This window comes from Arthrobacter sp. ZGTC412, assembly GCF_002929215.1.
Taxonomy (GTDB): domain Bacteria; phylum Actinomycetota; class Actinomycetes; order Actinomycetales; family Micrococcaceae; genus Arthrobacter.
The window spans coordinates 1-22,355 of record NZ_PJII01000002.1; the positions used below are offsets into that span (position 1 = coordinate 1).

The window sequence follows — 22,355 nt, forward strand, 5'->3', positions numbered from 1 at the left end:
AGTCAATTCAACCAATCACTAAAACAATTGGTATCAACAAACTTGGCACACTATTGAGTTCTCAAACAACAGACACATTCGAATATTCCCGAAACAATTCATTTAATGAATTTCTATTTCGTATTTCTTCACTGCGATGTTTCAATGTTATTTCATTCATTTTCACTTTGCAAATCCGGTTGTTTTCCCGGAATTCACTCTGTGGAGATGAATCCGCCCACCATAATTGAAGCAATTCTTCGATCTTGCGCTTTCGCACATGGTGAAGTTGCTTCAGTTTTTGTTGGGGGTCGGTCGCTATTTTTCCGCATCAGCGGCGGCGACTCAAAAGACATTACACGCTCCCCCGCGGCCGTGCAAATCGGCTGCGGAGGAGCGTGTAAGGGGGCTGGATCCGGTCCGGAACGGACTAGGGAACCAGCACTTCCACCGTGGCCAGGTTTTTCTTTCCGCGGCGCAGGAGCAGGTACTGCCCGTGCAGCAATTCGGACTCTGAGATCACCGCTTCCGGGTCTGACACCTTTTCGTTGTTGACGTAGGCGCCGCCTTCGCCAACAGTGCGGCGGGCAGCGGATTTGCTTTCCGAGAGCCCCGAGGCAACCAGCAGGTCGACAATTCCCAGTGCGTCCACCTGCACTGTGGCGGTAGGAAGCTCCGAGGTGGCTGCCTGAAGCGTAGGTTTGTCCAGCGCTGACAGGTCGCCGTTCCCAAAAAGCGCCGCGGAGGCCGCGATTACCTTTTCGGTGGCTTCCACCCCGTGGACAAGGGACGTCACTTCGAAAGCAAGCTTCCGCTGGCCCTCCCGGGCGAACGGGCGCTCGGCCACTGCCTTGGCAACATCCTCGATCTCAGCGCGCGTCAGGAAGGTGAACACCTTCAAGCGATCCACGACGTCAGCATCGGCGGTGTTCAGCCAGAACTGGTAGAACGCGTATGGGCTGCACATGCCAGCGTCGAGCCAAATGGCGTTGCCCTCGCTCTTACCGAACTTGGTGCCGTCCGAATTGGTGATCAGCGGTGTACCCAGGGCATGGACACTCTTGCCTTCCACCTTCCGGATCAGCTCGGTTCCACTGGTGAGGTTGCCCCACTGGTCGGAGCCACCGGTCTGGAGCATGCAGCCATAGTCACGGTACAGCTGGAGGTAGTCCATGCCCTGCAGGATCTGGTAGCTGAACTCGGTGTAGCTGATGCCTTCGTCCGAGTTCAGCCGCGACGCGACAGCGTCCTTCCGCAGCATGGTGCCCACACGGAAGTGCTTGCCCACCTCGCGCAGGAAGTCGATCGCGCTCAGCGGGGCAGTCCAGTCCAGGTTGTTGACCATCTGCGCAGCGTTATCGCCGTCGAAGCTCAGGAACCGGCGGACCTGCGCCTGGAGGTAACCCACCCACTCCGCCACGGTGTCCTTGGTGTTCAGGGTGCGCTCGGCCGTGGGGCGGGGGTCACCGATCATACCGGTGGAACCGCCCACCAGCCCGAGGGGCTTGTGGCCGGCCAGCTGCAGCCGCCGCATGACGAGCAGCTGCACCAGATTGCCCAGGTGGAGGCTCGGCGCGGTGGGATCGAAGCCGCAATAGTACGTGACCGGTCCGCCGGCGAGGAGCTTTTCCAGCTCTGCTTCGTCGGTGGAGACGTGGACCAGGCCACGCCACTTCAACTCCTGCCAGACGTTGGCAAAAGTGGGGTCGTTCTGTTGCGATTCGAGGCTGTTAAGTTCTGACACGCCTTCTAAGTTAGCAGTATTACCCGGTCCAGGCGCCGGGTGAACGGCACCGGCGCCTGGACCCGGATCGGGCTGCTTGAACCAAAGAAGCTCAGCGCTTGATCCCCGCGGGCACAGGCTCTGCAGCAATCAGCCGCAGCCGCTGCGTTGCCCGGGTCATGGCTACGTAGAGGTTCCCCACCTTGCCGTGCTCATGGTTGAGCATCATGCCGGGCTCCAGCACCACCACGCCGTCGAACTCCAGGCCCTTGGCCTCGCGGGGGCTGATCACCACAATGTCCTGCTCATAACCGCCGGCGCCGGTGCCGATCCGGCGGCCGTACTCGGCGCGCAGGGCGGCCATGGCCTCCGGCAAAAGGTGACCATCCGCGATGACGGCCAGCAGGCCGCCGTCGAGCGCTTCCAGTTCCTCCGGCAGGACCTCCACCAGGCGGCTGACCACGTGGCCGGGGTCCACTTCGTCGATAACGGGCGACCAGCGCCCTTCCCGGACCGCCTTGGGCGCGGAGACGACGAGTCCCGCGGCGTTGGCCATCCGCACCGCTGCCTCGGCGATCTGGGACGGTGTGCGGTAGTTAACCGTCAGCTCCTCCAGCTGCCAGCGGTCGCCAAACATCGGGGCCAGTGCACCCTGCCATGAGTTGGCACCGGCCACTGAGCTCGTCTGCGCGATGTCCCCAACAATCGTGAAGGACTTGAGGGGGCAACGGCGGACCAGCAGGCGCCACTGCATGGGGGAAAGCTCCTGCGCCTCGTCCACCACGATGTGGCCAAAGGCCCACGTGCGGTCGCTCGTGGCGCGCTCGGCAGCGGTCAGCCGCGCTTCCTGTTCCTGGTTCTGCTCGGCAAGTTCCTCGGCGGACATCAACGGATCCACCCCTGCGGCCTCCATGTTGACCAGGGTCTGCTTGGCGTTGGCAAGGTCGCGGGCGCGGTCGTGCTCCTGCTGAGCCAGTCCACGGCCTGCAGCCGGGTCCAGCTCGCCCAGCAGCTCGGCGGCCTCGTCCAGCAGCGGGACATCGGATTCAGTCCAGGGCGCATCGGCCGGGCGCTGCAGCAGAGCGCGCTCAGCCGGAGCCAGGTGGGGAGTGCAGAATTCCAGCACGGCCGGCTTGCTGAACAGCTCCGAGATCAGCTTTTCGGGCGTCATGGGCATCCAGCACAGGTTGAGGGCAATCCGCACGTCCCGCGCGGTGCGGACATCCTCGGCCAGGTAGGAGCGGTCCGCGTTGTTGCCGATGTTGCCGGCTTCCACGAGCTCGGTCATCTGTTCGGTCAGTTCGCGCAGCAGGATCTTGACGAACGTCACCCGGGCTTCGTTGTGCGGCTTCCCGGTGGATCGGGCGCGTTCGCGGGCACGGCGCACCTGGCGCGGGGTCAGCACCAGCCTGCGGCCGTCCACTTCCAGGATCCGGTCTTCGGCGGGGATCCGCTGGCGGTTGGAGACCGCGTTGGCCACCACGGTGGCCATGTCGAGGCGGCCCTTGATGGCGGCTACGCCCGCATCAGGTTCCGGTACGGCGTTGATGCCGGGCATCAGGCGGCCCACGCTGGCCATGACGACGCCGGTCTCGCCCAGGGAGGGCAGCACCCTTTCGATGTACTTCATGAACGACGACGACGGCCCTACCAGCAGCACGCCCGCGGACTTGAGGCGGTCCCGGTGGGTGTACAGCAGATAGGCGGCGCGGTGCAGTGCCACGGCGGTCTTGCCGGTACCCGGACCGCCCTGCACCACCACGGCGCCGGAGATGGAGGACCGGATGATGCGGTCCTGTTCCGACTGGATGGTGCTGACAATGTCCGACATCCGGCCGGTGCGCTTGGAGTTCAGGGCGGCCAGCAGGGCGCCCTCACCCTGCAGGGATTCGTCGTCGGCCAGCATGTCCGCGTCCAGCACGTCATCCTCGATGGCCTTAACCTCGCGGCCCTGCAGGATCAGGTGGCGCCGGCGGCGGACGCCCTGCCGGTCAAAGGCCGTGGCCTGGTAAAAGTGCCCGGCTTCGGGCGCGCGCCAGTCAACCATGAGCCGCTGCAGGTCCTCAGTGGTGAGGCCGATGCGGCCGATGTACTGCGCTTCCCCGGAGTCCAGGTCCAGCCGGCCGAAGACCAAGCGGTCATCAACAGCATCCAGTTGCGCCAGGCGGTCCTCGTACAGAGCGGCGAAAGCGTCACGCTCGGAAACGTTCTGCATGGTGCCCACGGCCCCTGACCGCCGGACCTGCGCGAGCTGCTTGCGTTTTTCCTCGCGCAACTCCTCCAGCCGGGCATAAAGGCCGGCAACATAGTCCCGTTCGTGGGCCAAATCGGCGTCGAGCATTTAACGTTCCCCTATCGCAAAAGACAGACCGTCCATTCTACAACCATTTCCGTTAACGCTTGCGAAACTACGACGTTCTTGTTTTCGCCGCCTTGTACTTCGACACTGTGGGATCGCCCGTGATCCAAAACCGCCAGGCGTACTGCCCGGATCCGCCGACGCCGGAAACCCCCACTCTCGGACCCGAACTGACCGCCGCAACCGGCCTGTCCGGAAGCGTCAGCCCGAAAGGGGCCACAAGGGCGTCACGGCCGCTGTAGGCAGTTGTCAGGCCCAGGGCTTTGGCGAGCCGGGCGGGGCCGCTGGCCAGGTCGGCCGGACTTTTCGAGGTAGGCCGCCGGTGCTGTGCAAGCTCGAGGCCCTCCACGATCTCTCCGCCGCGCAGCAGCAGGGCGGAGGCGACGCCGGCCGGACCGCACACAATGTTCGTGCAGTGATGCATGCCGTAGGTGAAGTAGACGTACAGGTGCCCGGCGGGGCCGAACATGGGAGCGTTCCGGGGAGTAGGGCCGCGGTACGTATGCGATCCCGGATCGGGGTGCAGGGAATCCTCAGGTCCGAGGTAGGCCTCCACTTCGGTCAGCCGGACGGAAACCCTGCCTTCCCGCGAATCGTGCGTCAGGACGGCTCCCAGCAGCAGCGGTGCCAGCTCACGGGCGTCTCCGGACAGGAACTCCCGCAGCGGATCCCGGGCCGGCGAGGGACTTCTGCTCATGGCCAGACTCTATCCAACTACGGCAACGGAGCCTGGCCGCAACGCCACAAAAGGGGCTCACGGCCATGTCCGATTTCCGCTAGCTCCGCTCCCGTGCTGCTGGCAGGATGGAGTAATGGACTTTTGGCAGCGCTACCGGGCAATAGACGCCCGCGATACCCGGTTCGACGGGCAGTTCTACACTGCCGTCCGCACCACGGGCATCTATTGCCGCCCGTCATGCCCCGCCAGGACACCCAAGGCTGCGAACGTCACCTTCTATGAGACCTCAGCCGCAGCCCACGACGCCGGCTACCGGGCCTGCAAGCGCTGCCTCCCCGAGGCGGTTCCGGGAACGCCTGCCTGGAACGTGCGGCAGGACATCGCGGGGCGTGCCATGCGCCTGATCAACGACGGCGTGGTGAACCGGGACGGCGTCGATGGCCTGGCCGCCCGCCTTGGCTATTCCTCCCGTCAGCTGAACCGCATCCTCAGCCAGGAGCTGGGCGCCGGTCCCCTCTCGCTCGCGCGTGCCGGCCGAGCACAGACGGCACGCACGCTGCTGGTTTCCACCACCATGAAGCTCGCCGACGTCGCCTTCGCCGCCGGCTTCAGCAGCGTTCGCCAGTTCAACGAAACCATGGTGGAAGTCTTTGACATGACCCCCACCGCCCTCCGCTCCGCCAGGCATCCAAAAGCCGCCCCCGGCTCCACCGCCCTCACCCTCAGCCTCCCCTACCGCGAGCCCTTCGACCCCGGCGTCTTCACTTTCCTGGCGGTGCGCGCCATCCCGGGGATCGAAGCAGGAACAGCGACCTCCTACGCCCGCACGCTGAGGCTGCCTCACGGTGATGCGCGCTTCAAAATTGAGTACGACGCCGGCGCCAGGGGACGGCCACTGACCCTCACCATCGGCGCGGTGGACCTTCGGGACCTGCCGGCCCTTCTGAGCCGCGTCCGGCGGTTGTTCGACCTGGATGCAGACCCGGTGGCAATCGACAGCGCCCTGGCCGGGGATGGGAGGCTGGCGGCCGCAGTGGCCGGCACCCCCGGTATCAGGATGCCCGGGGCGCTCGACCCCGCCGAAATGCTGATCAGGGCCATGATCGGCCAACAGATCACCGTGGCGGCGGCCCGGACCGCACTCACCCAGCTGGCCGCCGTCGGAAGTTCAAGCCGAAGCCCCGGCGAGGGCCTCGACCGGATGTTTCCCACACCCGTGGAAATTGCCGCCGACGGCTGCGCCCTCCTTCGCGGCCCCCGGAAACGCATCGATGCCCTCGGCGCGGCAGCTTCTGCCCTGGCGGAGGGTACGCTCGACTTCGGCTATGGCGACGACGTGGCAAGCCTGAATGCAAAGTTGCTTCCGCTGCCCGGCGTGGGACCCTGGACGGTGGGCTACCTCGCCATGCGTGTCCTCGGCGCCCCGGACGTGTTCCTGGCCAATGACGCGGCGGTGCGGAACGGGATCAAGGCCTTGAACTGCCCGGACAACCCCGGCCCGGCTGGCTCCGGGAAAGCGTGGACCGCAGACCCGGACTTCCGCGAAGTCAGCCCTTGGCGCTCCTACGCCACCATGCACCTGTGGCGGGCAGCAGCCCGCTCCGCAGCCGGTTCCCGTAACGGCACAACGACGGACATTGCCAAAGCGAGTACCAGAACAACAGAGAAAGCGAAATGATGAAGGCCCAGTTGCTTCACATGTCCACACCGGACGGCCCGTTCACCATCCTCGCCCACGACGGTGTGGTCCTTTCCAGCGGCTGGACCGAAAAGCCGGGTGATTTGACCGGGCAGATCCATCCGACCCTCCGGCCCGCCACCCTGGAACTGGTCAGCGAACTTGGCGAGATTTCGGCCGCCGTCGAAGCGTTCTACGCCGGGGATCCGTCCCCGGCGATGCAGGTCCCCGTGCGGCAAATGTCCGGGCCGTTCCGGGTCCACGCCTGGGACGTGCTCCGGCTGGTCAAGCCTGGATTCCCGGTGACCTACACCGAATACGCCGGGCTGGCCGGCAACCCGAAGGCTGTCCGGGCGGCTGCCAGCGCCTGCGCCTTCAATGCAGCAGCCCTGTTCGTCCCCTGCCACCGCGTCATCCGGACCGACGGTTCGCTGGGCGGATTCCGCTGGGGACTGCCCATCAAGCAGAGCCTGCTGGCGCGCGAAGCCGCCTGATCCTAATTTTAGGGAAGCAAGTCCTGGTTAGGGGCTGGCGTTCCCGCAGGCCACGGCAGCAGGGCAGGCAGGTCCACGCCGTCGGCCGCTGCGGATGCCCGCAGGCTGCCCAGGGTGGGTTCACGCCCTGCCAGCCAGGCGGCAATATCCGTGACCGTCCCGCTGATTACGGTGGACCTGTTGCCGCTGCCCATGCTCAGCGGCGGGAGGCCCAGGGGCTGCAGTACCAGTCTGTCGTCGGGCTGGACGCGGGCTGCGAGGAAATCGAACAGGTGCTCACAGAATTCACGGCTCCAGGTTTCCGGTCCCCTGCCCGTCAGCAGGTCCGAGTTATGGATAACGAGTTCCCGCCACAGCGCCAGGCCGCCGTCCAGGACAACTCCCCCGCGGTAGGTGATGGGTGCGTACCAGCCGGTGCGGTTGGCAGACGAATCCTTGATGCCGGGCAGGGCATCGAATGTCTTTATCGCCCGTTTCAGGGCTGCCGTCAGGTCCGCCACGTGGGTGGCGGCGTCGTGGCAGGCAGCCATGTCGATCGCCCTGTTCCGGCCGTCCATGCCGCCGTCGTACAGCTCGATGGTCTCGTCGCGGGCAGCGTACTCGAGCTGCCGGGCCATGGCGTTGGAGATCCCGGTCAGGTGGGCCAGGACATGGCCCCGGGTCCAGCCGGGCAGGGCGGACGGGGCCCGCAGGTCCTCGTCCCTAAGCTTGGCAGCATCGGAGGCAACGTCGTCTGCGGCTTTGTGGAGCCCGGCGAGCAGGACTTCGGGTGCGGGAGCAGTCATGGCGCTCATCCTAACCGGGAAGCACGCCGTCGGGGCCGAACCGATGGCGGATGTGGGAGCGGTCGTGGCTCGCCTGCCAGAACTCGATCTCTGCAGGCCTGATGGCGTAGAGCTGCCAGTCGGGATTGCGGCCGCCGTCCGCCCGCGGACGCTCGGCCCAATCCCGGGCCGACGCCTCCGCGGACAGCTCCACCACTGGGCCGGCCACCCGGACCTGCCGGGCCAGCGATGGCCAGTAGAAGTTGAGGGCGGCGTGCGGGTTGGCGCTCAGCTCCCTGCCTTTGCGCGAGGAGCGGGCCGTGGCGAAGTGCCAGCCGTCGTCGTCAATGTTTTTCAGGATCAGCATCCTCGACGACGGCTGGCCGCTGCCGTCAACCGTGGCAAGGCTGCAGGCATGCGGCTGGCGCTCCCCTGCTGCCAGGGCCTCATCCAGCCACTGGCGGAAGAGTTCGGTGGGATCTGTAGGCGCGGTGGCCGGGTCGAAGCCGGGCAGGTTGTCCGGGAAGTCGGGCAGGGCGCGAAGGAACTTCTGGAAGGTTTCGCTCATGGCGCCATGATAGTGGGACCGTCTGGCCGGGCCCTGCGCCCCACCCCCGGACGCTCTCTCACTTTCCTGAGGGAAAATAGGCAACGCTCTCTCACTTTCCTGAGGGAAGCGAGAGAGCGTTGGCCCGGTAACGGCATTAAGTGAGAGAGCGTCCTGGGCGTTAGGCTGCGTATTCCCGCACGCCGGCCAGCTCGGCTTCCAGTGCAACCAGCTGGCGTTCGACGGCGGCCGGTGCGGTTCCGCCCTGCGAGTTGCGGCTGTTGAGCGACCCCTCCGTGGACAGGACGGTGCGGACCTCCGGCGTGAGGTGCCCGGAAATGGCGGCGTATTCCTCGTCCGTCAGGTCCCACAGCTCCACGCCGCGGGATTCCGCCTGCTTAACGGCCGCACCGGAGAGTTCGTGTGCCTCGCGGAACGGAACGCCCTGGCGGACCAGCCATTCGGCGATGTCAGTAGCCAGCGCGAAGCCCTGCGGTGCCAGCGACTCCATCCGTTCTGTGTTGAACTTCAGGGTGGCGATCATGCCGGAGACGGCCGGGAGCAGGAGCTCCAGGGTGTCGGCGGCGTCGAACACCGGTTCCTTGTCCTCCTGCAGGTCACGGTTGTAGGCCAGGGGCAGGCCCTTAAGCGTGGCCAGCAACCCGGTCAGGTTGCCGATCAGGCGCCCCGCTTTGCCGCGGGCCAGCTCCGCCACGTCCGGGTTCTTCTTCTGCGGCATGATCGAGGAACCGGTGGAGTAGGAGTCGTGCAGCGTGACGAAGGAGAACTCCTTGGTGGCCCAGAGGATGACTTCCTCCGACACCCGCGAGAGGTCCACACCGATCATGGAACACACCCAGGCGAACTCGGCGAAGACATCGCGGGAAGCGGTGCCGTCGATCGAGTTGTGCGACGCGGAGAAGAAGCCCAGGTCCGAGGCTACTGCTTCCGGGTCCAGCCCCAGGGAGGACCCGGCAAGGGCACCCGAACCATAAGGCGAAACGCCTGCCCGCTTGTCCCAGTCCTGGAGCCGCTGCACGTCGCGCAGCAGCGCCCAGGCGTGGGCCAGGAGGTGGTGGCTCAGCAGCACCGGCTGGGCATGCTGCAGGTGGGTCCGGCCCGGCATGGCCACGCCGTGGTGGGCCTTGGCCTGCTCCACCAGCGCATCCACCGTGTCCAGCACGCCGCGGGCAATGATCCTGGCATGGTCCCGCAGGAACATCCGCCCCAGCGTGGCCACCTGGTCGTTGCGGGACCGGCCCGCACGGAGCTTTCCGCCCAGCTGCGTTCCGGCGCGCTCGATCAGGCCGCGCTCGAGCGAGCCGTGCACGTCCTCGTCGGATTCGGCCGGCACATAGGCCCCGGAGGCAACGTCCTCATCAAGCTGGGTGAGGGCCGCGAGCATGCCTTCCAGCTCGGCGTCGTCCAGCAGGCCGGCCTTGTGCAGCACACGGGCGTGGGCCTTGGAGCCCGCGATGTCATAGCGTGCCAGCCGCCAATCAAAATGCGTGGACTTGCTCAGTGCCGCGAGGGCATCTGCGGGGCCGCCGGCGAACCGGCCGCCCCACAGTGCGCCTTCATTGGTAGCGGAAGTCACTGACCCGCAACCCGGATATCGCGGCCGGAGGCTACCTTGGCGGACATGCCCCACAGCTCGATGAAGCCCTTGGCCTGGGACTGGTCGAACGTGTCGCCGGTGTCGTAGGTGGCAAGGTTGAAGTCGTAGAGCGAGGTGTCGGAGCGGCGGCCGTTGACGATGGCCTGGCCACCGTGCAGGGTCATCCGGATGTCGCCGGAGACGTACTTCTGGGTGTCCTCGATGAAGGCTTCAAGGGAGCGCTTGAGCGGTGAGAACCACTGGCCGTCGTAGACCAGCTCGGACCAGCGCTGGCCAACAGTGGCCTTGAAGCGGGCCTGCTCGCGCTCGACAGTGATGTCCTCGAGGTGCTTGTGGGCGGTGATCAGCGCCATCGCACCCGGGGCTTCGTAGATTTCCCGGGACTTGATGCCTACGAGGCGGTCTTCGACGACGTCGATCCGGCCCACGCCCTGCGCACCGGCGCGGCGGTTGAGTTCCTTGATGGCCTGCAGCGGGGTGACCTTCACGCCGTCGATCGCAACCGGCACGCCGGCCTCGAAGCTGATGGTGACCTCATCCGGTGCGGGCGGGAATTCCGGGGTGGCGGTGTAGTCGTAGATGTCCTTGGTGGGAGCGTTCCAGATGTCCTCGAGGTAGCCGGTTTCCACCGCGCGGCCCCAGACGTTCTGGTCGATGGAGTACGGGTTCTTCTTGGTGGTTTCGATCGGCAGGCCCTTTTCCTCGGCGAAGGCGATGGCCTTGTCGCGGGTGAGGGCGAGGTCGCGGACGGGGGCGATGCACTTCAGGTCCGGGCCGAGGGTCTGGATGCCTACTTCGAAGCGGACCTGGTCGTTGCCCTTGCCGGTACAGCCATGGGCAACGGTGGTGGCGCCGAATTCACGGGCAGCCTTGACCAGGTGCTTAACGATGACCGGGCGGGAGATGGCGGACACCAGCGGGTAGTGGCCCTGGTAGAGGCCGTTGGCCTTCAGCGTGGGCATGCAGTACTCATTGGCGAACTCGTCGGAGGCGTCGGCCACGTAGGCTTCGACGGCGCCGCAGCCCAGGGCGCGCTGGCGGATGGTTTCCAGGGATTCGCCGCCCTGTCCGACGTCAACAGCCACGGCGATGACCTCGGCACCGGTGGCTTCACCGATCCAGCCGATGGCTACTGAGGTGTCCAGGCCGCCGGAGTAGGCGAGCACAATGCGTTCAGTCACTTCAATTGCTCCTTGTGATTGGGGTTGTAGATGTTGTCTTCAAGCTTATTGCCCGGCTTCTTCAGCCAGTTGCAGGAACCTGGCCGCGAGGTCCGGGCCGCCCTGCGGGTCCCGGGAGACCAGCAGCACGGTGTCGTCGCCGGCGATGGTCCCCAGGATCGAGGGCATCACAGAATGGTCGATCGCCAGCGCGAGAAAGTTGGCCGCGCCGGGCGGGGTGCGGAGCACTGCGATGTTGGCCGAGGCTTCCGCGGTGACCAGGAGTTCGCTGCACAGCCGCGCCAGCCGGGCGTCCAAAATTTCCTGGCTCACTCCGCTCTTCGGGGCCCGCCCGCCCCCTTCGCCGGGGACGGCGTACACGAGCACGCCCTCCTTGCCGCGGACCCGGACGGCGCCGAGTTCCACGAGGTCCCGGGACAGCGTCGCCTGGGTGACCTGCACGCCGTCGTCCGCCAGCAAAGCTGCCAGTTCCGCCTGGGAACGCACCGATTCACCCGTCAGAATGGCGGTGATACGCGCCTGGCGGGCTGTTTTGGTGGCCGGGCTGGAGCCCGGCGACGCCGGTTGGGCGGACACTAGAACGTGCTCTCCCCAGTGCCTTCAACGGGAGAAAGGCCCTCGACGAATGCCAACCCGGACTGGTGCATCAGCCAGGCCATCAGGGCTTTCTGGGCATGCAGCCGGTTTTCGGCCTCGTCCCAAACGATGGACTGCGGCCCGTCGATCACGCCCGCCGAGATCTCGTAGCCGCGGTAGGCGGGAAGGCAGTGCAGCACGACGGCGTCATCCGCCGCGTGTGCCATGGCCGCCTCGTCCACGGAGTACTCGCGGAACAGCTGCAGCCGGGCTTCCTTTTCGGCTTCCTGGCCCATGGATACCCAGGTGTCTGTTGCCACAACGTCGGCACCTTTCAGTGCGGCCGCGGCGTCGCTGGTGATCAGCACCGAGCCGCCGGTCTCTGCGGCGCGCTCCTCAGCCGCGCCCACGATTTCCGCGACCGGGAGGTAGCCCTCGGGCCCGGCGATGCGGACGTGCATGCCCGCCGTTACGCCTGCAAGGAGGTAGGAGTTGGCCATGTTGTTGGCCGCGTCCCCGAGGTAGGCCATGGTGAGGCCCTTGAGGTCGCCCTTGTGCTCCTTCACGGCCAGCAGGTCGGCGAGCAGCTGGCACGGGTGGTAGTCGTCGCACAGCGCGTTGATGACCGGCACCTTGGAGTTTTCAGCCATCGCCACCAGGCCTGCGTGCGGACCCGTTCGCCACACGATGGTGGACACCATGCGCTCCAGGACCTTGGCGGTGTCCTCCACGGATTCCTTGTGGCCGATCTGGGCCTCACCCGGGTTGATGATGAGGGCGTTGCCGCCCATATCGGCGATGCCCGTGGCGAACGAGACCCGGGTCCGGGTGGAGGTCTTGTCGAAAATGACGGCCACGGTCTTGCGGCCGTTGCCGTCCGCGGCAAAGGGCTGGACGCTGTAGGGCGCGGCTTTCATGCGGACGGCAAGGTCCAGGACCTCGGCCTGCTCGGCAGGGCTGAGGTCCGTGTCCTTGAGGAAGTGCCGGGTAGTGCCGGTTACAAAAGTCACTGGGCGTCCTTAGCTGATTGGAGGATTGCCGGGAAGGCGGCGAGGAAGGTGTCCGCCTGGGTGATGGTGAGCACCAGCGGCGGCGCCAGGCGGATGGTGCGGGGCCCGGGGCTGTTGACGATGAAGCCGGCCTCGAGGCCAGCCTGCACCACGGCCGGGGCGACGTCCGCCTCCAGGTCGAAGCCGATGAGCAAACCTTCGCCCCGGACTTCGGTGACGCCCGGGATGGCCGCCAGCGCGGAACGCAGGTGCTCCCCCACCTTTGCCACGTTCGCCAGGACATCCTGGCTTTCGATCGCGTGCAAGGTGGCGAGGGCAGCCGCCGTCGCAACGGGGTTGCCGCCGAACGTGGTGCCATGCTGGCCTGCGGTCAACAACGACGACGTCCCGCTGCCGAAGGTGATCAGGGCACCGATTGGGAAGCCGCCGCCCAGGCCCTTGGCCAGGGTGACAGCGTCCGGCACGATCCCTGCGTCCTCGCTGGCCAGCCACTTGCCGGTGCGTCCGATGCCCGTCTGCACCTCGTCAAGGATCAGCAGCGCGCCAGCCTTGGTGGTCAGCGCCCGTGCAGCCCGAAGGTATCCGGGAGGGAGGGGACGGACGCCGGCCTCGCCCTGGATCGGCTCCAGGAAGACCGCTGCCACAGTCTCATCCAGGGCGGCGTCGAGGACATCGATGTCGCCGAACGGAATGTGGACCACACCGCCGGGCAGGGGCTCGAACGGCGCACGGTAGGCCTCTTTGGCGGTGAGGGCCAGTGCGCCCATGGTCCGTCCGTGGAAGGCGCCTTCGAGGGCGATGATTTTGGTCCGCGGCGTGCCGGTAGAACCTGCGTTGCGGCGGGCCAGCTTGAAGGCAGCCTCGTTGGCCTCCGTTCCGGAATTGGTGAAAAACACCTTGGAACCGGACGGCGCGTTGGTGAGGGCCAGGAGCTTTTCGGCCAGCGCGATCTGGGTGGGGCTGGTGAAGAAGTTGGAGACATGTCCGAGCGTGGCCAGCTGGCTGGAGATAACCGACGTGACGAACGGGTTGGCATGGCCCAGCGCGTTGACGGCGATGCCGCCCAGCAGGTCGAGGTACTCCTTGCCGTCGGCATCCCAGACCAGGCAGCCGGCTCCGCGCACCAGAACCCGCTGCGGGGTGCCGAACACGCCCATCAATGACGTGGAGTAACGGGCCAGCCATTCGGATTCACTGGTGTGGTCAACGAGCGCGCTTGCGGCGGCCTCCGCAGCGATAGGGGCCCCGCCCTGGCCCCCATCGCTACTGCGGCCTTCGGTGGGCTCGCTTAGTTCAGTGCGGGTCATTGTGCTTCCACTTCCTCGTCCGGGACGACCTGGGTGCCGATGCCCGCCGTCGTGAATGTTTCCAGCAGCATGGAGTGCGCCAGGCGCCCGTCCACGATATGCGCGCGTTCAACCCCGCCGTCGATCGCTTTAAGGCAGGCTTCCATCTTGGGGATCATTCCGGACTCCAGGGAGGGCAGGAGCTCGCGCAGGTCCGATGCCTTCAGGGAGGAGATCAGCGAGGACTTGTCCGGCCAGTTGGCGTAGAGGCCTTCGACGTCGGTGAGGATCACCAGCTTGGACGCACCGAGGGCCTCGGCGAGGGCTGCCGCTGCGGTGTCGGCGTTGACGTTGAGCACCTGCCCGGTGGTCTGGACCCGGCCGTCTGGAGGCAGCGCGTCGCCTTCGATTTCCGGGGCAACCGTGGAGATTACGGGGATGCGGCCGGCGGCGAGGATGTCCAGGATTCCTTCCGGGTTCACTCCCACCACTTCACCCACGAGGCCCAGGTCCACCTCTTCGCCGTCCACGACGGTGCCCGTGCGGACGGCCCGCAGCAGCCCGCCGTCTTCACCGGACAGGCCCACGGCGTAGGGGCCGTGGGAGTTGATCAGCCCCACGAGTTCGCGTCCCACCTGGCCGGTCAGAACCATGCGCACCACGTCCATGGCTTCCGGTGTGGTGACGCGCAGCCCGCCCTTGAACTCGGACTCGATGCCCAGCCGGGCCAGCATGGAGTTGATCTGCGGTCCGCCGCCGTGCACCACAACGGGATGGATTCCCACGTGGTGCAGGAAAACAATGTCTTCGGCAAAGGCACGGCGCAGTTCGTCGTTGACCATGGCATTGCCGCCGTATTTAATCACCATGGTGGTACCGGCAAAGCGCTGGATCCAGGGCAGCGCCTCAATGAGCGTGCCGGCTTTGCTTTGGGCATCAAGCATGGTGGTGTTCTCGCGGGTGCGGGTGTTCATAAGGCAGTATCTCCAGGGTTGCCGGGCTGCGGGGCGGGTTCAGCTTGAGTAGGCGCTGTTCTCGTGCACGTAGTCGTGGGTGAGGTCATTCGTCCAGATGGTGGCCTCGGCATCGCCGGCCCGCAGGTCGATTTCCACCAGCACCTCGCGCGGTTCCAGGTCCACCAGGCTGCGGTCGTCGCCGATGCTGCCGTTCCGGCAGATCTGGATTCCATTGATGGCCACGTTGAGCTGGTCCGGCTCGAACGCCGCGTCGGTGGTGCCGACGGCGGAGAGCACGCGGCCCCAGTTGGGATCCTTGCCGAAGATGGCGGCCTTGAAGAGGTTGGACCGGGCCACTGAGCGGCTGACGGTGACGGCATCGGCTTCGCTGGCGGCGTTGAAGGTGCGGATGGCGATGTCGTGGCTGGCCCCTTCGGCGTCGGCAATAAGCTTCCGGGCCAGTTCGGCGCACACCTGGGTAAGTCCGGCGCCGAAGGCTTCGGCGGACGGCACGGCACCGGAGGCACCGGAGGCCAGCAGGACCACCGTGTCATTGGTGGACATGCAGCCGTCGGAGTCCGCCCGGTCAAAGGTGACGCGGGTGGAATCGCGGAGGACGACGTCGAGCATTTCCGTTTCCACTGTGGCGTCCGTGGTGAGGACCACCAGCATGGTGGCGAGGCCCGGTGCCAGCATGCCCGCGCCCTTGGCGATGCCGCCGATGGAGAATTCCTGGCCATCTGCATCGGTGCCGATAAACAGCGCGGCCTTGGGAACCGAGTCAGTGGTCATGATGGCGGTGCCGGCAGCAGGTCCGCCATCAGTGCTGAGGGCAGCGGCGGCGGCCTCCACACCCGGGAGGATCTTGTCCATGGGCAGCTGCTCGCCGATCAGGCCCGTGGAGCAGACAAAAACATCGGTGGCCGAGATGCCGAGTACTTCGGCCACTTTTTCGGCGGTGCTGTGGGTGTTCTGGAAGCCGGTGGGTCCGGTGCAGGCATTCGCTCCGCCGGAGTTGAGGACCACGGCGTCCACCCGGCCGTCCGAAACCACCTGGCGGGACCAGTGGACAGGGGCGGCAGCCACCCGGTTGCTGGTGAATACGGCCGCTGCGGACTTGGTGGGCCCGTCGTTCACCACCAGGGCAAGGTCGGGGTTGCCGGAGGCCTTGAGTCCGGCGGTAACGCCGGCGGCCCGGAATCCTCGGGGTGCAGTAATGGTCACGGGGCTACTCCCTGCAGGTCAAGGCCGGCGGTTTCCACCAGACCGAGTGCGATGTTCATGGACTGGACGGCGCCGCCGGCGGTCCCCTTGGTGAGGTTGTCGATGGCGCAGGTGACAATCACCCGGCCGGTGTGCGCGTCAAAGGCGAGTTGCATGGCCGCGTGGTTTGATCCCTGGACGGACTTGGTGGCCGGCCACTGGCCCTCCGGCAGTACATGCACAAAAGGCTCGTCGTCGTAGGCGTCGGTCCACGCCTGGCGCAGCTGTTCCGCAGTGGTTCCCGGCTTGACCTTCGCCGTCGCGGTGGTGAGGATCCCGCGGCTCATGGGCGCAAGGGTGGGCGTGAAGGAAACTGTCACCTGCTCCCCCGCGGCGTTGGACAGGCCCTGCTCGATCTCCGGGGTGTGCCGGTGGCCGCCGCCAACGCCGTAGGGGCTCATGGAGCCCATCACCTCAGCGCCAATCAGGCTGACCTTCGCTGCCTTGCCCGCACCGGAGGTGCCGGAGGCGGAAACTATGACGACGTCGTCGGGCTGGAGGAGGTGGGCGGCGAACCCGGGCGTCAGTGCCAGCAGGGCCGACGTCGGGTAGCAGCCCGGCACTGCAATGCGGCTTGCGCCCTTGAGGGCTTCACGCTGGCCAGGCAGTTCGGGCAGGCCGTAGGGCCAGGTTCCGGCGTGGGCTGAGCCGTAGAACTTCTCCCATGCTGCCGGGTCCTGCAGGCGGTGGTCGGCGCCGGCGTCGATCACCACGGTGCCCTCCGGAAGCTGGGCAGCGATTTCGGCGGAGGCGCCGTGCGGCAGCGCAAGGAAGACGACGTCGTGGCCCGAGAGGTTCTCCACGGTGGTGTCTTCAAGGATGCGGCTGGCAAGGCCGTGCAGGTGGGGCTGCAGCTCGCCCAGGCGCGAACCTGCGTTGCTGTGCGCCGTGATGGCTCCGATGGTCACGTCCGGGTGGCCCGCCAGGAGGCGCAGCACCTCCCCGCCGGCGTAGCCGCTGGCACCTGAGACTGCAACAGAAATAGTCATGGTTCCCACCTTACAGTAAAAGTATTCACTACAGCCGATATTTATGCACGCTAGCACCAATAGTACGCATGACGCCCGGCTACAGTGGCAACGCCCTGCCCTCCATCCGTGACGCCTAGGATTGGTGGACCGGGCCGGAAACTCCCGCCCGCGGAAGGAAAACCATGACGCACGCCATTGTCGCCGGGGAAGCCGGTGGTCCCGAAGTCCTGTCCTACGTTCCGGTTGAGCGGCCCGTTCCCGGTCCCGGACAACTGCTGATCCGGGTAGCGGCAGCCGGCGTGAACTTCATTGACACCTACAAGCGCAGCGGTGTGTACAAGGTCCAGTATCCCTTCACTCCCGGCTCCGAAGCAGCGGGAACGGTTGTGGGTCTCGGCGCAGGGGTCACCGGATTCGCCGAGGGAGACCGGATAGCCACGGCCGAGGGGGCCGACTGCTACGCCGGCTATGCCCTGGTGGACGCGGATAAAGCCTTGCCCGTGCCGGAAGGACTGGACGATGCCACCGCAGCCGCCCTCCCGCTGCAGGGCCTGACGGCCCACTACCTGGTCAATTCCACCTTCAAGGTTGAAGCCGGCCATACTGTCCTGCTGCACGCCGGCGCAGGCGGGGTGGGCCTGCTGCTCATCCAGCTCCTCAAGGCCAAGGGCGCCCGGGTCATCACCACGGTATCCACGGACGAAAAGGAAGCCCTCGCGCTCGGCGCCGGCGCGGACCACGTCCTGCGGTACGACAGCTTCGACAAGGCCGTGCGGGACCTCACCGACGGCAGGGGCGTTGACGTTGTCTATGACGGCGTGGGCAAGGACACTTTCGACGGTTCCCTCAGCGCCCTTCGCGTGCGGGGCACGCTGGCCCTGTTCGGCGCAGCCTCGGGCCCCGTCCCGCCGGTGGATCCGCAACGCCTGAACGCAGGCGGCTCACTGTTCCTGACCAGGCCCACCATGGCCCACTACCTGCAGGACGCGGCGGAACGGCGCTGGCGCTCAGACGAGATTTTCGCCGCCGCCGCAGACGGCAGCCTCAAGGTCCGGGTCGGCGCCCAGTATCCGCTGGCTGAAGCCGGGCAGGCGCACCGCGACCTCGAGGGGCGCCGCACCACCGGCAAGGTTGTCCTCATTCCGTAGGAGCAGTGCTGGGACCGGAGGGGCAGTGTAGGGAGCAAGTTGGGGAACGCGCGTTGAACTACCTCCGAACAACGGGTGGACAGCCGGCAAACCTGGACACTTTCTGTTCATGTTGTCCCGGCACACTGCATTGGTGACCGAGCAACAAAGCAGCAGCCTTGCAACCGACGGCTTCCCCGGACCCGGGCCCCGTTACCAGCCGCAGTTGGCCGGGTCTGCCGCCACTCCCCCGGCAAGGACGCTGGTTGACGTCCTCAAGGACACGGCGGAACGCTACCCGGATGCTTCCGCCCTCGACGACGGCAGGGAGTCCCTGAGCTATGCCCAGTTACTGGCGGCCGTCCGCTCCGCCGGCCGGGAAATGCACCTTGCCGGGCTCGGCGCCGGCGACAAGATCGGCGTTCGCATCCCGTCCGGCACCAACAGGCTGTACATCTCCATCCTGGCCATCCTGCTCATCGGGGCCGCCTACGTTCCCGTTGACGCGGATGATCCCGAGGAGCGCGCAAGGCTGGTTTTCGGCGAAGCGAAGGTTGCCGCCGTCGTCACGGAAAGCGGAGTTACTCTCAATGGCAGCAGGCCCTCGCCTTTCCCCGCAGCCCGGACAGCGGAGGCTGATGACGACGCCTGGGTGATCTTCACCTCCGGCTCCACGGGAACCCCCAAGGGCGTTGCCGTGCAGCACCGTTCTGCGGCCGCCTTCGTGGATGCCGAAGCACGGATTTTCCTTCCGGCGGAGCCCATCGGAACGTCGGACCGGGTGCTGGCCGGACTGTCAGTTGCCTTTGACGCCTCCTGCGAGGAGATGTGGCTGGCCTGGCGGCACGGCGCCTGCCTGGTTCCCGCCCCGCGGGCCCTGGTACGTACCGGCATGGACCTGGGCCCCTGGCTTATCAGCCATGGCATCACTGTTGTGTCAACAGTCCCCACCCTGGCTGCCCTCTGGCCCACGGAAGCACTCGAGAACGTCCGGCTGCTGATTTTCGGCGGGGAGGCCTGCCCGCCGGAACTTGCTGAACGGCTTGCCGTTGACGGCAGGGAAGTCTGGAATACCTACGGGCCCACCGAGGCCACCGTCGTGGCTTGCGCTGCACCCCTGGGCGGGCCGGGTCCTGTGCGGATCGGGCTCCCCCTGGACGGCTGGGATCTGGCGGTAGTGGACGGGGAGGGCGTTCCGGTCCCGGAAGGAGCCATTGGCGAACTCATCATCGGTGGCGTAGGGCTGGCCCGCTACCTGGACGCGGCCAAGGATGCCGAAAAGTATGCGCCATTCCCGTCGCTCGGCTGGCAGCGCGCCTACCGCTCGGGCGACCTTGTCCGATACGAAGCCGAGGGACTCGTCTTTATGGGCCGCGCTGATGAGCAGGTGAAACTGGGCGGACGCCGCATCGAACTCGGCGAAGTGGATGCGGCACTGCAGGCGCTGCCCGGCATCGCCGGCGCTGCCGCCGCTGTGCGGACGACGGCGGCCGGGAACCAGATCCTGGTGGGGTACCTTGCGCCCGTCGGGGCTGCGCAGCCGGACCTGGCCGCTGCCCGGGAACTCCTTGCGGCCAGCCTTCCCGCGGCGCTGGTTCCGCTGCTGACTGTAGTCGATTCCTTGCCAACCAAGACCAGCGGCAAGGTGGACCGGCACGCCCTGCCTTGGCCGCTTGCCGGTTCCGGCGCCGATGACGCAGACAGTGCCCCGCTGAACCTTCCCGACGACGCCCGGTGGATCGTTGAGCAGTGGGGCGCTGTCCTCGGCATCAAGGCAACCAGTCTCGACGCCGACTTTTTCGCCGCCGGCGGTGGATCACTTGCGGCAGCCCAACTCGTTTCTGCGCTCCGGGTCCGGTACCCCACCATTACCGTGGCGGACATCTACGCCACGCCGCGGGTAGGGGCCCTCATCGATGTGGCACGCCAGTCGGTGCCGGAGGGAACGGTGGCCGGTCCCGTCGAGGCGCGCGTCGTCCGGCCTACCGCCCGCAAGTCCCAGGTCTTCCAAACACTGATGGGCGTGCCGCTGCACATTCTCGTGGGTATGCGGTGGCTGACGTACCTGATGGCAGGCAATAACCTGCTTGGCGGGCTGGCCGGCTTCACCGGCGCGGTAACAGTGTCCTGGTGGTGGGTGGGTGCGTCCTGGCTGGTGTTCGTCAGCCCTGCCGGGCGCATGGGCCTGTCGGTGGCAGCGGCCCGTCTCCTGCTCCGGAAGGTTAAGCCGGGGACCTACCCCAGGTCCGGGAAAGTCCATCTGCGGCTGTGGCTTGCTGAGCAGATCCAGGACCTGGCCGGGGCGGTAAGTCTGGCCAGCGCACCTTGGGTTCCGTACTACGCGCGGGCCCTAGGCGCGACGATCGGCAGTAACGTGCACCTGCACTCGCTGCCGCCGGTAACCGGCTTCCTATCTCTGGGCGCCGGAGCAAACGTGGAGCCCGAGGTGGACCTTTCGGGCTGGTGGATCGACGGTGACAACGTGCACATTGGAGCCATCCGCATCGGCGCAGGCGCCACGGTGGGTGCCCGAAGCACCCTGATGCCCGGCGCCAGCATCGGGGCCGGCGGGCAGGTGGAGCCGGGTTCGGCAGTCCTGGGCAAGGTCAAGGCAGGCCAGGTTGTGGCCGGCTCCCCTGCAGAACGCCGGGGCAAAGCGAAACAGAACTGGCCGGCACAGCCTGCCACCAGCTCGTTACTGGCCAGGCTCTGGTTTTCGGCTTTCGCTGCCGCCAGCACCGTGCTGGCCATGATTCCCTACCTTTCCGCAGGAGCTGCCTGCCTGGTGGTTTTCCTGTTCATCAGGGGCCACAGTTCGCTGTCGGAGGCCTGGCTTCCCCTGCTGGTTTCCCTGCCTCTTGCTGCCTTCGTCTGGTTCGCCGCCAACCTGCTCCTGATCCTCGGCACCACGCGCCTGCTGGGGCTGGGCCTGCACGAAGGCTACTACCGTGTCCGTAGCCGGATCGGCTGGCAGGTCTGGGCTACGGAACGCGTTCTCGACCTGGCCCGGGACCTGCTGTTCCCCATTTATGCCAGCCTCTTCACCCCTGTCTGGCTCCGCCTGCTGGGAGCAAAGGTGGGCAAAAACGTGGAGGCCTCCACCGTGCTGTTGCTTCCCAAGATGACCACAGTGGGCGAGGGCGCATTCCTGGCTGATGACACAATGGTGGCCTCCTACGAGCTCGGCGGCGGATGGCTGCGGATCGCGCCGGCCAAGATCGGCAAGCGATCATTCCTCGGCAACTCGGGAATGACCGGAGCGGGCCGCAATGTTCCGAAGAATTCTCTGGTGGCCGTGCTCTCGGCAACGCCGTCGAAGGCCAAGTCCGGAACGTCGTGGCTGGGAAGCCCTCCCGTCCGATTGCGCCGCACCGCCATCGCGTCAGACAACTCGCTCACCTACCAGCCGCCACGCAGGCTGAAAATCGCCCGGGCGCTGTGGGAAGCCTGCCGGTTCATTCCTGTGGTGTTGACGGTGGGACTGGCCGCGGGCGTCCTGCTGGCCTTCGATTGGCTGGCCTCAGCCAACGGTTATGCCATAGCTGCGTTGCTTGGCGGTTTGGTGATGCTCCTGGCAGGGGCAGTGGCAGCCGGGAGCGCCGTGGCCGCCAAATGGCTGCTCATTGGCCGGATCAAGGCCGGGGAACACCCCCTATGGAGTTCATTTATCTGGCGCAATGAAGTGGTGGATACGTTTATCGAGATGATCAGCGCACCCTGGTTCGCCCGCGCCGCCACCGGGACGCCTGCCCTTGTCTGGTGGCTGCGCGCCCTCGGCGCCAAGATCGGTTCCGGGACGTGGTGCGAGAGCTACTGGCTGCCGGAGGCTGATCTCGTTTCCCTGGGTTCGAACTCCACTGTCAACAGGGGTTGCGTGGTGCAGACCCACCTGTTCCACGACCGCATCATGAGCATTGGCCCTGTTACGCTCGAGGATGGCGCAACGATGGGACCACATGGTGTCATCCTCCCGCAGGCACGGATCGGCCACGGCGGAACAGTTGGCCCCGCGTCGCTGGTGATGCGCGGGGAAACAGTACCGGCTGGAACCTACTGGATGGGCAACCCCGTCAGCCCGTGGGCCGGGCCGGCCCTGCCGCGGGGGAAATAAATCGCCCGGGCAACACCTGAAGCAAACCCACCG

General features: G+C 66.5%; 17 protein-coding genes. 4 read left to right on the top strand and 13 right to left on the bottom strand.

Annotated features, from left to right (window positions below):
* Window positions 1–409 precede the first annotated feature (409 nt).
* The 3 genes from tyrS to CXQ88_RS03210 all read right to left on the bottom strand — a co-directional run bounded on the left by tyrS (window position 410) and on the right by CXQ88_RS03210 (window position 4,758).
* Window positions 410–1,723: a tyrosine--tRNA ligase gene (gene tyrS, locus CXQ88_RS03200; RefSeq protein ID WP_104042737.1), complete on the bottom strand. Its 1,314-nt coding sequence runs from the start codon at window positions 1,721–1,723 to the stop codon at window positions 410–412.
* Between the two features lie 91 nt (window positions 1,724–1,814).
* Window positions 1,815–4,043 carry a HelD family protein gene (locus tag CXQ88_RS03205; protein WP_104042738.1) on the bottom strand — a complete coding sequence of 743 codons (2,229 nt, stop codon included), beginning with the start codon at window positions 4,041–4,043 and terminating at the stop codon, window positions 1,815–1,817.
* Window positions 4,044–4,110: 67 nt separating this feature from the next.
* Entirely contained in the window at window positions 4,111–4,758 is a 648-nt protein-coding gene (locus tag CXQ88_RS03210) for a DNA-3-methyladenine glycosylase (RefSeq protein ID WP_104042739.1), read from the bottom strand.
* Between the two features lie 115 nt (window positions 4,759–4,873).
* Here CXQ88_RS03210 and CXQ88_RS03215 point away from each other — a divergent pair, with 115 nt between their 5' ends.
* The gene (locus CXQ88_RS03215) at window positions 4,874–6,418 is read left to right on the top strand and encodes a DNA-3-methyladenine glycosylase 2 family protein (protein ID WP_104042740.1); all 1,545 of its coding nucleotides are present in this window, start codon (window positions 4,874–4,876) and stop codon (window positions 6,416–6,418) included.
* The gene (locus CXQ88_RS03220; protein WP_104043043.1) at window positions 6,418–6,912 is read left to right on the top strand and encodes a methylated-DNA--[protein]-cysteine S-methyltransferase; all 495 of its coding nucleotides are present in this window, start codon (window positions 6,418–6,420) and stop codon (window positions 6,910–6,912) included. Before CXQ88_RS03215 ends, CXQ88_RS03220 begins: the two co-directional genes overlap by 1 nt.
* 8 nt (window positions 6,913–6,920) lie before the next feature.
* On the opposite strand, the gene CXQ88_RS03225 is transcribed toward CXQ88_RS03220, so the two are convergent.
* The 10 genes from CXQ88_RS03225 to argC all read right to left on the bottom strand — a co-directional run bounded on the left by CXQ88_RS03225 (window position 6,921) and on the right by argC (window position 17,102).
* Window positions 6,921–7,697, bottom strand: coding sequence for a maleylpyruvate isomerase family mycothiol-dependent enzyme (locus CXQ88_RS03225; protein ID WP_104042741.1), 777 nt, complete (start codon window positions 7,695–7,697; stop codon window positions 6,921–6,923).
* 10 nt (window positions 7,698–7,707) lie between these two features.
* Window positions 7,708–8,244 carry a pyridoxine/pyridoxamine 5'-phosphate oxidase gene (locus CXQ88_RS03230; RefSeq protein WP_104042742.1) on the bottom strand — a complete coding sequence of 179 codons (537 nt, stop codon included), beginning with the start codon at window positions 8,242–8,244 and terminating at the stop codon, window positions 7,708–7,710.
* A gap of 160 nt (window positions 8,245–8,404) precedes the next feature.
* On the bottom strand, window positions 8,405–9,820 hold the full coding sequence (gene argH, locus CXQ88_RS03235) for an argininosuccinate lyase (protein WP_104042743.1): 1,416 nt from the start codon (window positions 9,818–9,820) through the stop codon (window positions 8,405–8,407).
* On the bottom strand, window positions 9,817–11,022 hold the full coding sequence (locus CXQ88_RS03240; RefSeq protein WP_104042744.1) for an argininosuccinate synthase: 1,206 nt from the start codon (window positions 11,020–11,022) through the stop codon (window positions 9,817–9,819). The genes argH and CXQ88_RS03240 overlap by 4 nt, the downstream gene beginning before the upstream one ends.
* Window positions 11,023–11,067: 45 nt before the next feature.
* Entirely contained in the window at window positions 11,068–11,598 is a 531-nt protein-coding gene (locus CXQ88_RS03245; protein ID WP_104042745.1) for an arginine repressor, read from the bottom strand.
* Window positions 11,598–12,608, bottom strand: a complete 1,011-nt coding sequence (gene argF, locus CXQ88_RS03250) for an ornithine carbamoyltransferase (protein WP_104042746.1) — start codon at window positions 12,606–12,608, stop codon at window positions 11,598–11,600. The genes CXQ88_RS03245 and argF overlap by 1 nt, the downstream gene beginning before the upstream one ends.
* Window positions 12,605–13,915 carry an acetylornithine transaminase gene (locus CXQ88_RS03255; protein ID WP_258061672.1) on the bottom strand — a complete coding sequence of 437 codons (1,311 nt, stop codon included), beginning with the start codon at window positions 13,913–13,915 and terminating at the stop codon, window positions 12,605–12,607. The genes argF and CXQ88_RS03255 overlap by 4 nt, the downstream gene beginning before the upstream one ends.
* Complete coding sequence (gene argB, locus CXQ88_RS03260) at window positions 13,912–14,868, bottom strand: acetylglutamate kinase (protein WP_104042747.1); 957 nt, start codon at window positions 14,866–14,868, stop codon at window positions 13,912–13,914. Before argB ends, CXQ88_RS03255 begins: the two co-directional genes overlap by 4 nt.
* A 39-nt stretch (window positions 14,869–14,907) precedes the next feature.
* Window positions 14,908–16,074, bottom strand: a complete 1,167-nt coding sequence (gene argJ, locus CXQ88_RS03265) for a bifunctional glutamate N-acetyltransferase/amino-acid acetyltransferase ArgJ (RefSeq protein WP_104042748.1) — start codon at window positions 16,072–16,074, stop codon at window positions 14,908–14,910.
* Entirely contained in the window at window positions 16,071–17,102 is a 1,032-nt protein-coding gene (gene argC / locus CXQ88_RS03270; RefSeq protein WP_104042749.1) for an N-acetyl-gamma-glutamyl-phosphate reductase, read from the bottom strand. Before argC ends, argJ begins: the two co-directional genes overlap by 4 nt.
* Window positions 17,103–17,266: 164 nt before the next feature.
* Between argC and CXQ88_RS03275 the strand changes: the two genes are divergently transcribed.
* On the top strand, window positions 17,267–18,232 hold the full coding sequence (locus tag CXQ88_RS03275; protein ID WP_104042750.1) for a quinone oxidoreductase family protein: 966 nt from the start codon (window positions 17,267–17,269) through the stop codon (window positions 18,230–18,232).
* A 133-nt stretch (window positions 18,233–18,365) separates the two neighbouring features.
* Entirely contained in the window at window positions 18,366–22,322 is a 3,957-nt protein-coding gene (locus CXQ88_RS03280) for a Pls/PosA family non-ribosomal peptide synthetase (RefSeq protein WP_373637685.1), read from the top strand.
* Window positions 22,323–22,355 lie beyond the last annotated feature (33 nt).

Coding starts and splice junctions, on each gene's coding strand:
- CXQ88_RS03205 (WP_104042738.1), bottom strand. CDS start 4,043: ATGCTCGACGCCGATTTGGCCCACGAACGGGACTATGTTGCCGGCCTT.
- CXQ88_RS03215 (WP_104042740.1), top strand. CDS start 4,874: ATGGACTTTTGGCAGCGCTACCGGGCAATAGACGCCCGCGATACCCGG.
- CXQ88_RS03210 (WP_104042739.1), bottom strand. CDS start 4,758: ATGAGCAGAAGTCCCTCGCCGGCCCGGGATCCGCTGCGGGAGTTCCTG.
- CXQ88_RS03275 (WP_104042750.1), top strand. CDS start 17,267: ATGACGCACGCCATTGTCGCCGGGGAAGCCGGTGGTCCCGAAGTCCTG.
- CXQ88_RS03220 (WP_104043043.1), top strand. CDS start 6,418: ATGAAGGCCCAGTTGCTTCACATGTCCACACCGGACGGCCCGTTCACC.
- CXQ88_RS03230 (WP_104042742.1), bottom strand. CDS start 8,244: ATGAGCGAAACCTTCCAGAAGTTCCTTCGCGCCCTGCCCGACTTCCCG.
- argB (WP_104042747.1), bottom strand. CDS start 14,868: ATGAACACCCGCACCCGCGAGAACACCACCATGCTTGATGCCCAAAGC.
- CXQ88_RS03225 (WP_104042741.1), bottom strand. CDS start 7,697: ATGACTGCTCCCGCACCCGAAGTCCTGCTCGCCGGGCTCCACAAAGCC.
- CXQ88_RS03255 (WP_258061672.1), bottom strand. CDS start 13,915: ATGACCCGCACTGAACTAAGCGAGCCCACCGAAGGCCGCAGTAGCGAT.
- argC (WP_104042749.1), bottom strand. CDS start 17,102: ATGACTATTTCTGTTGCAGTCTCAGGTGCCAGCGGCTACGCCGGCGGG.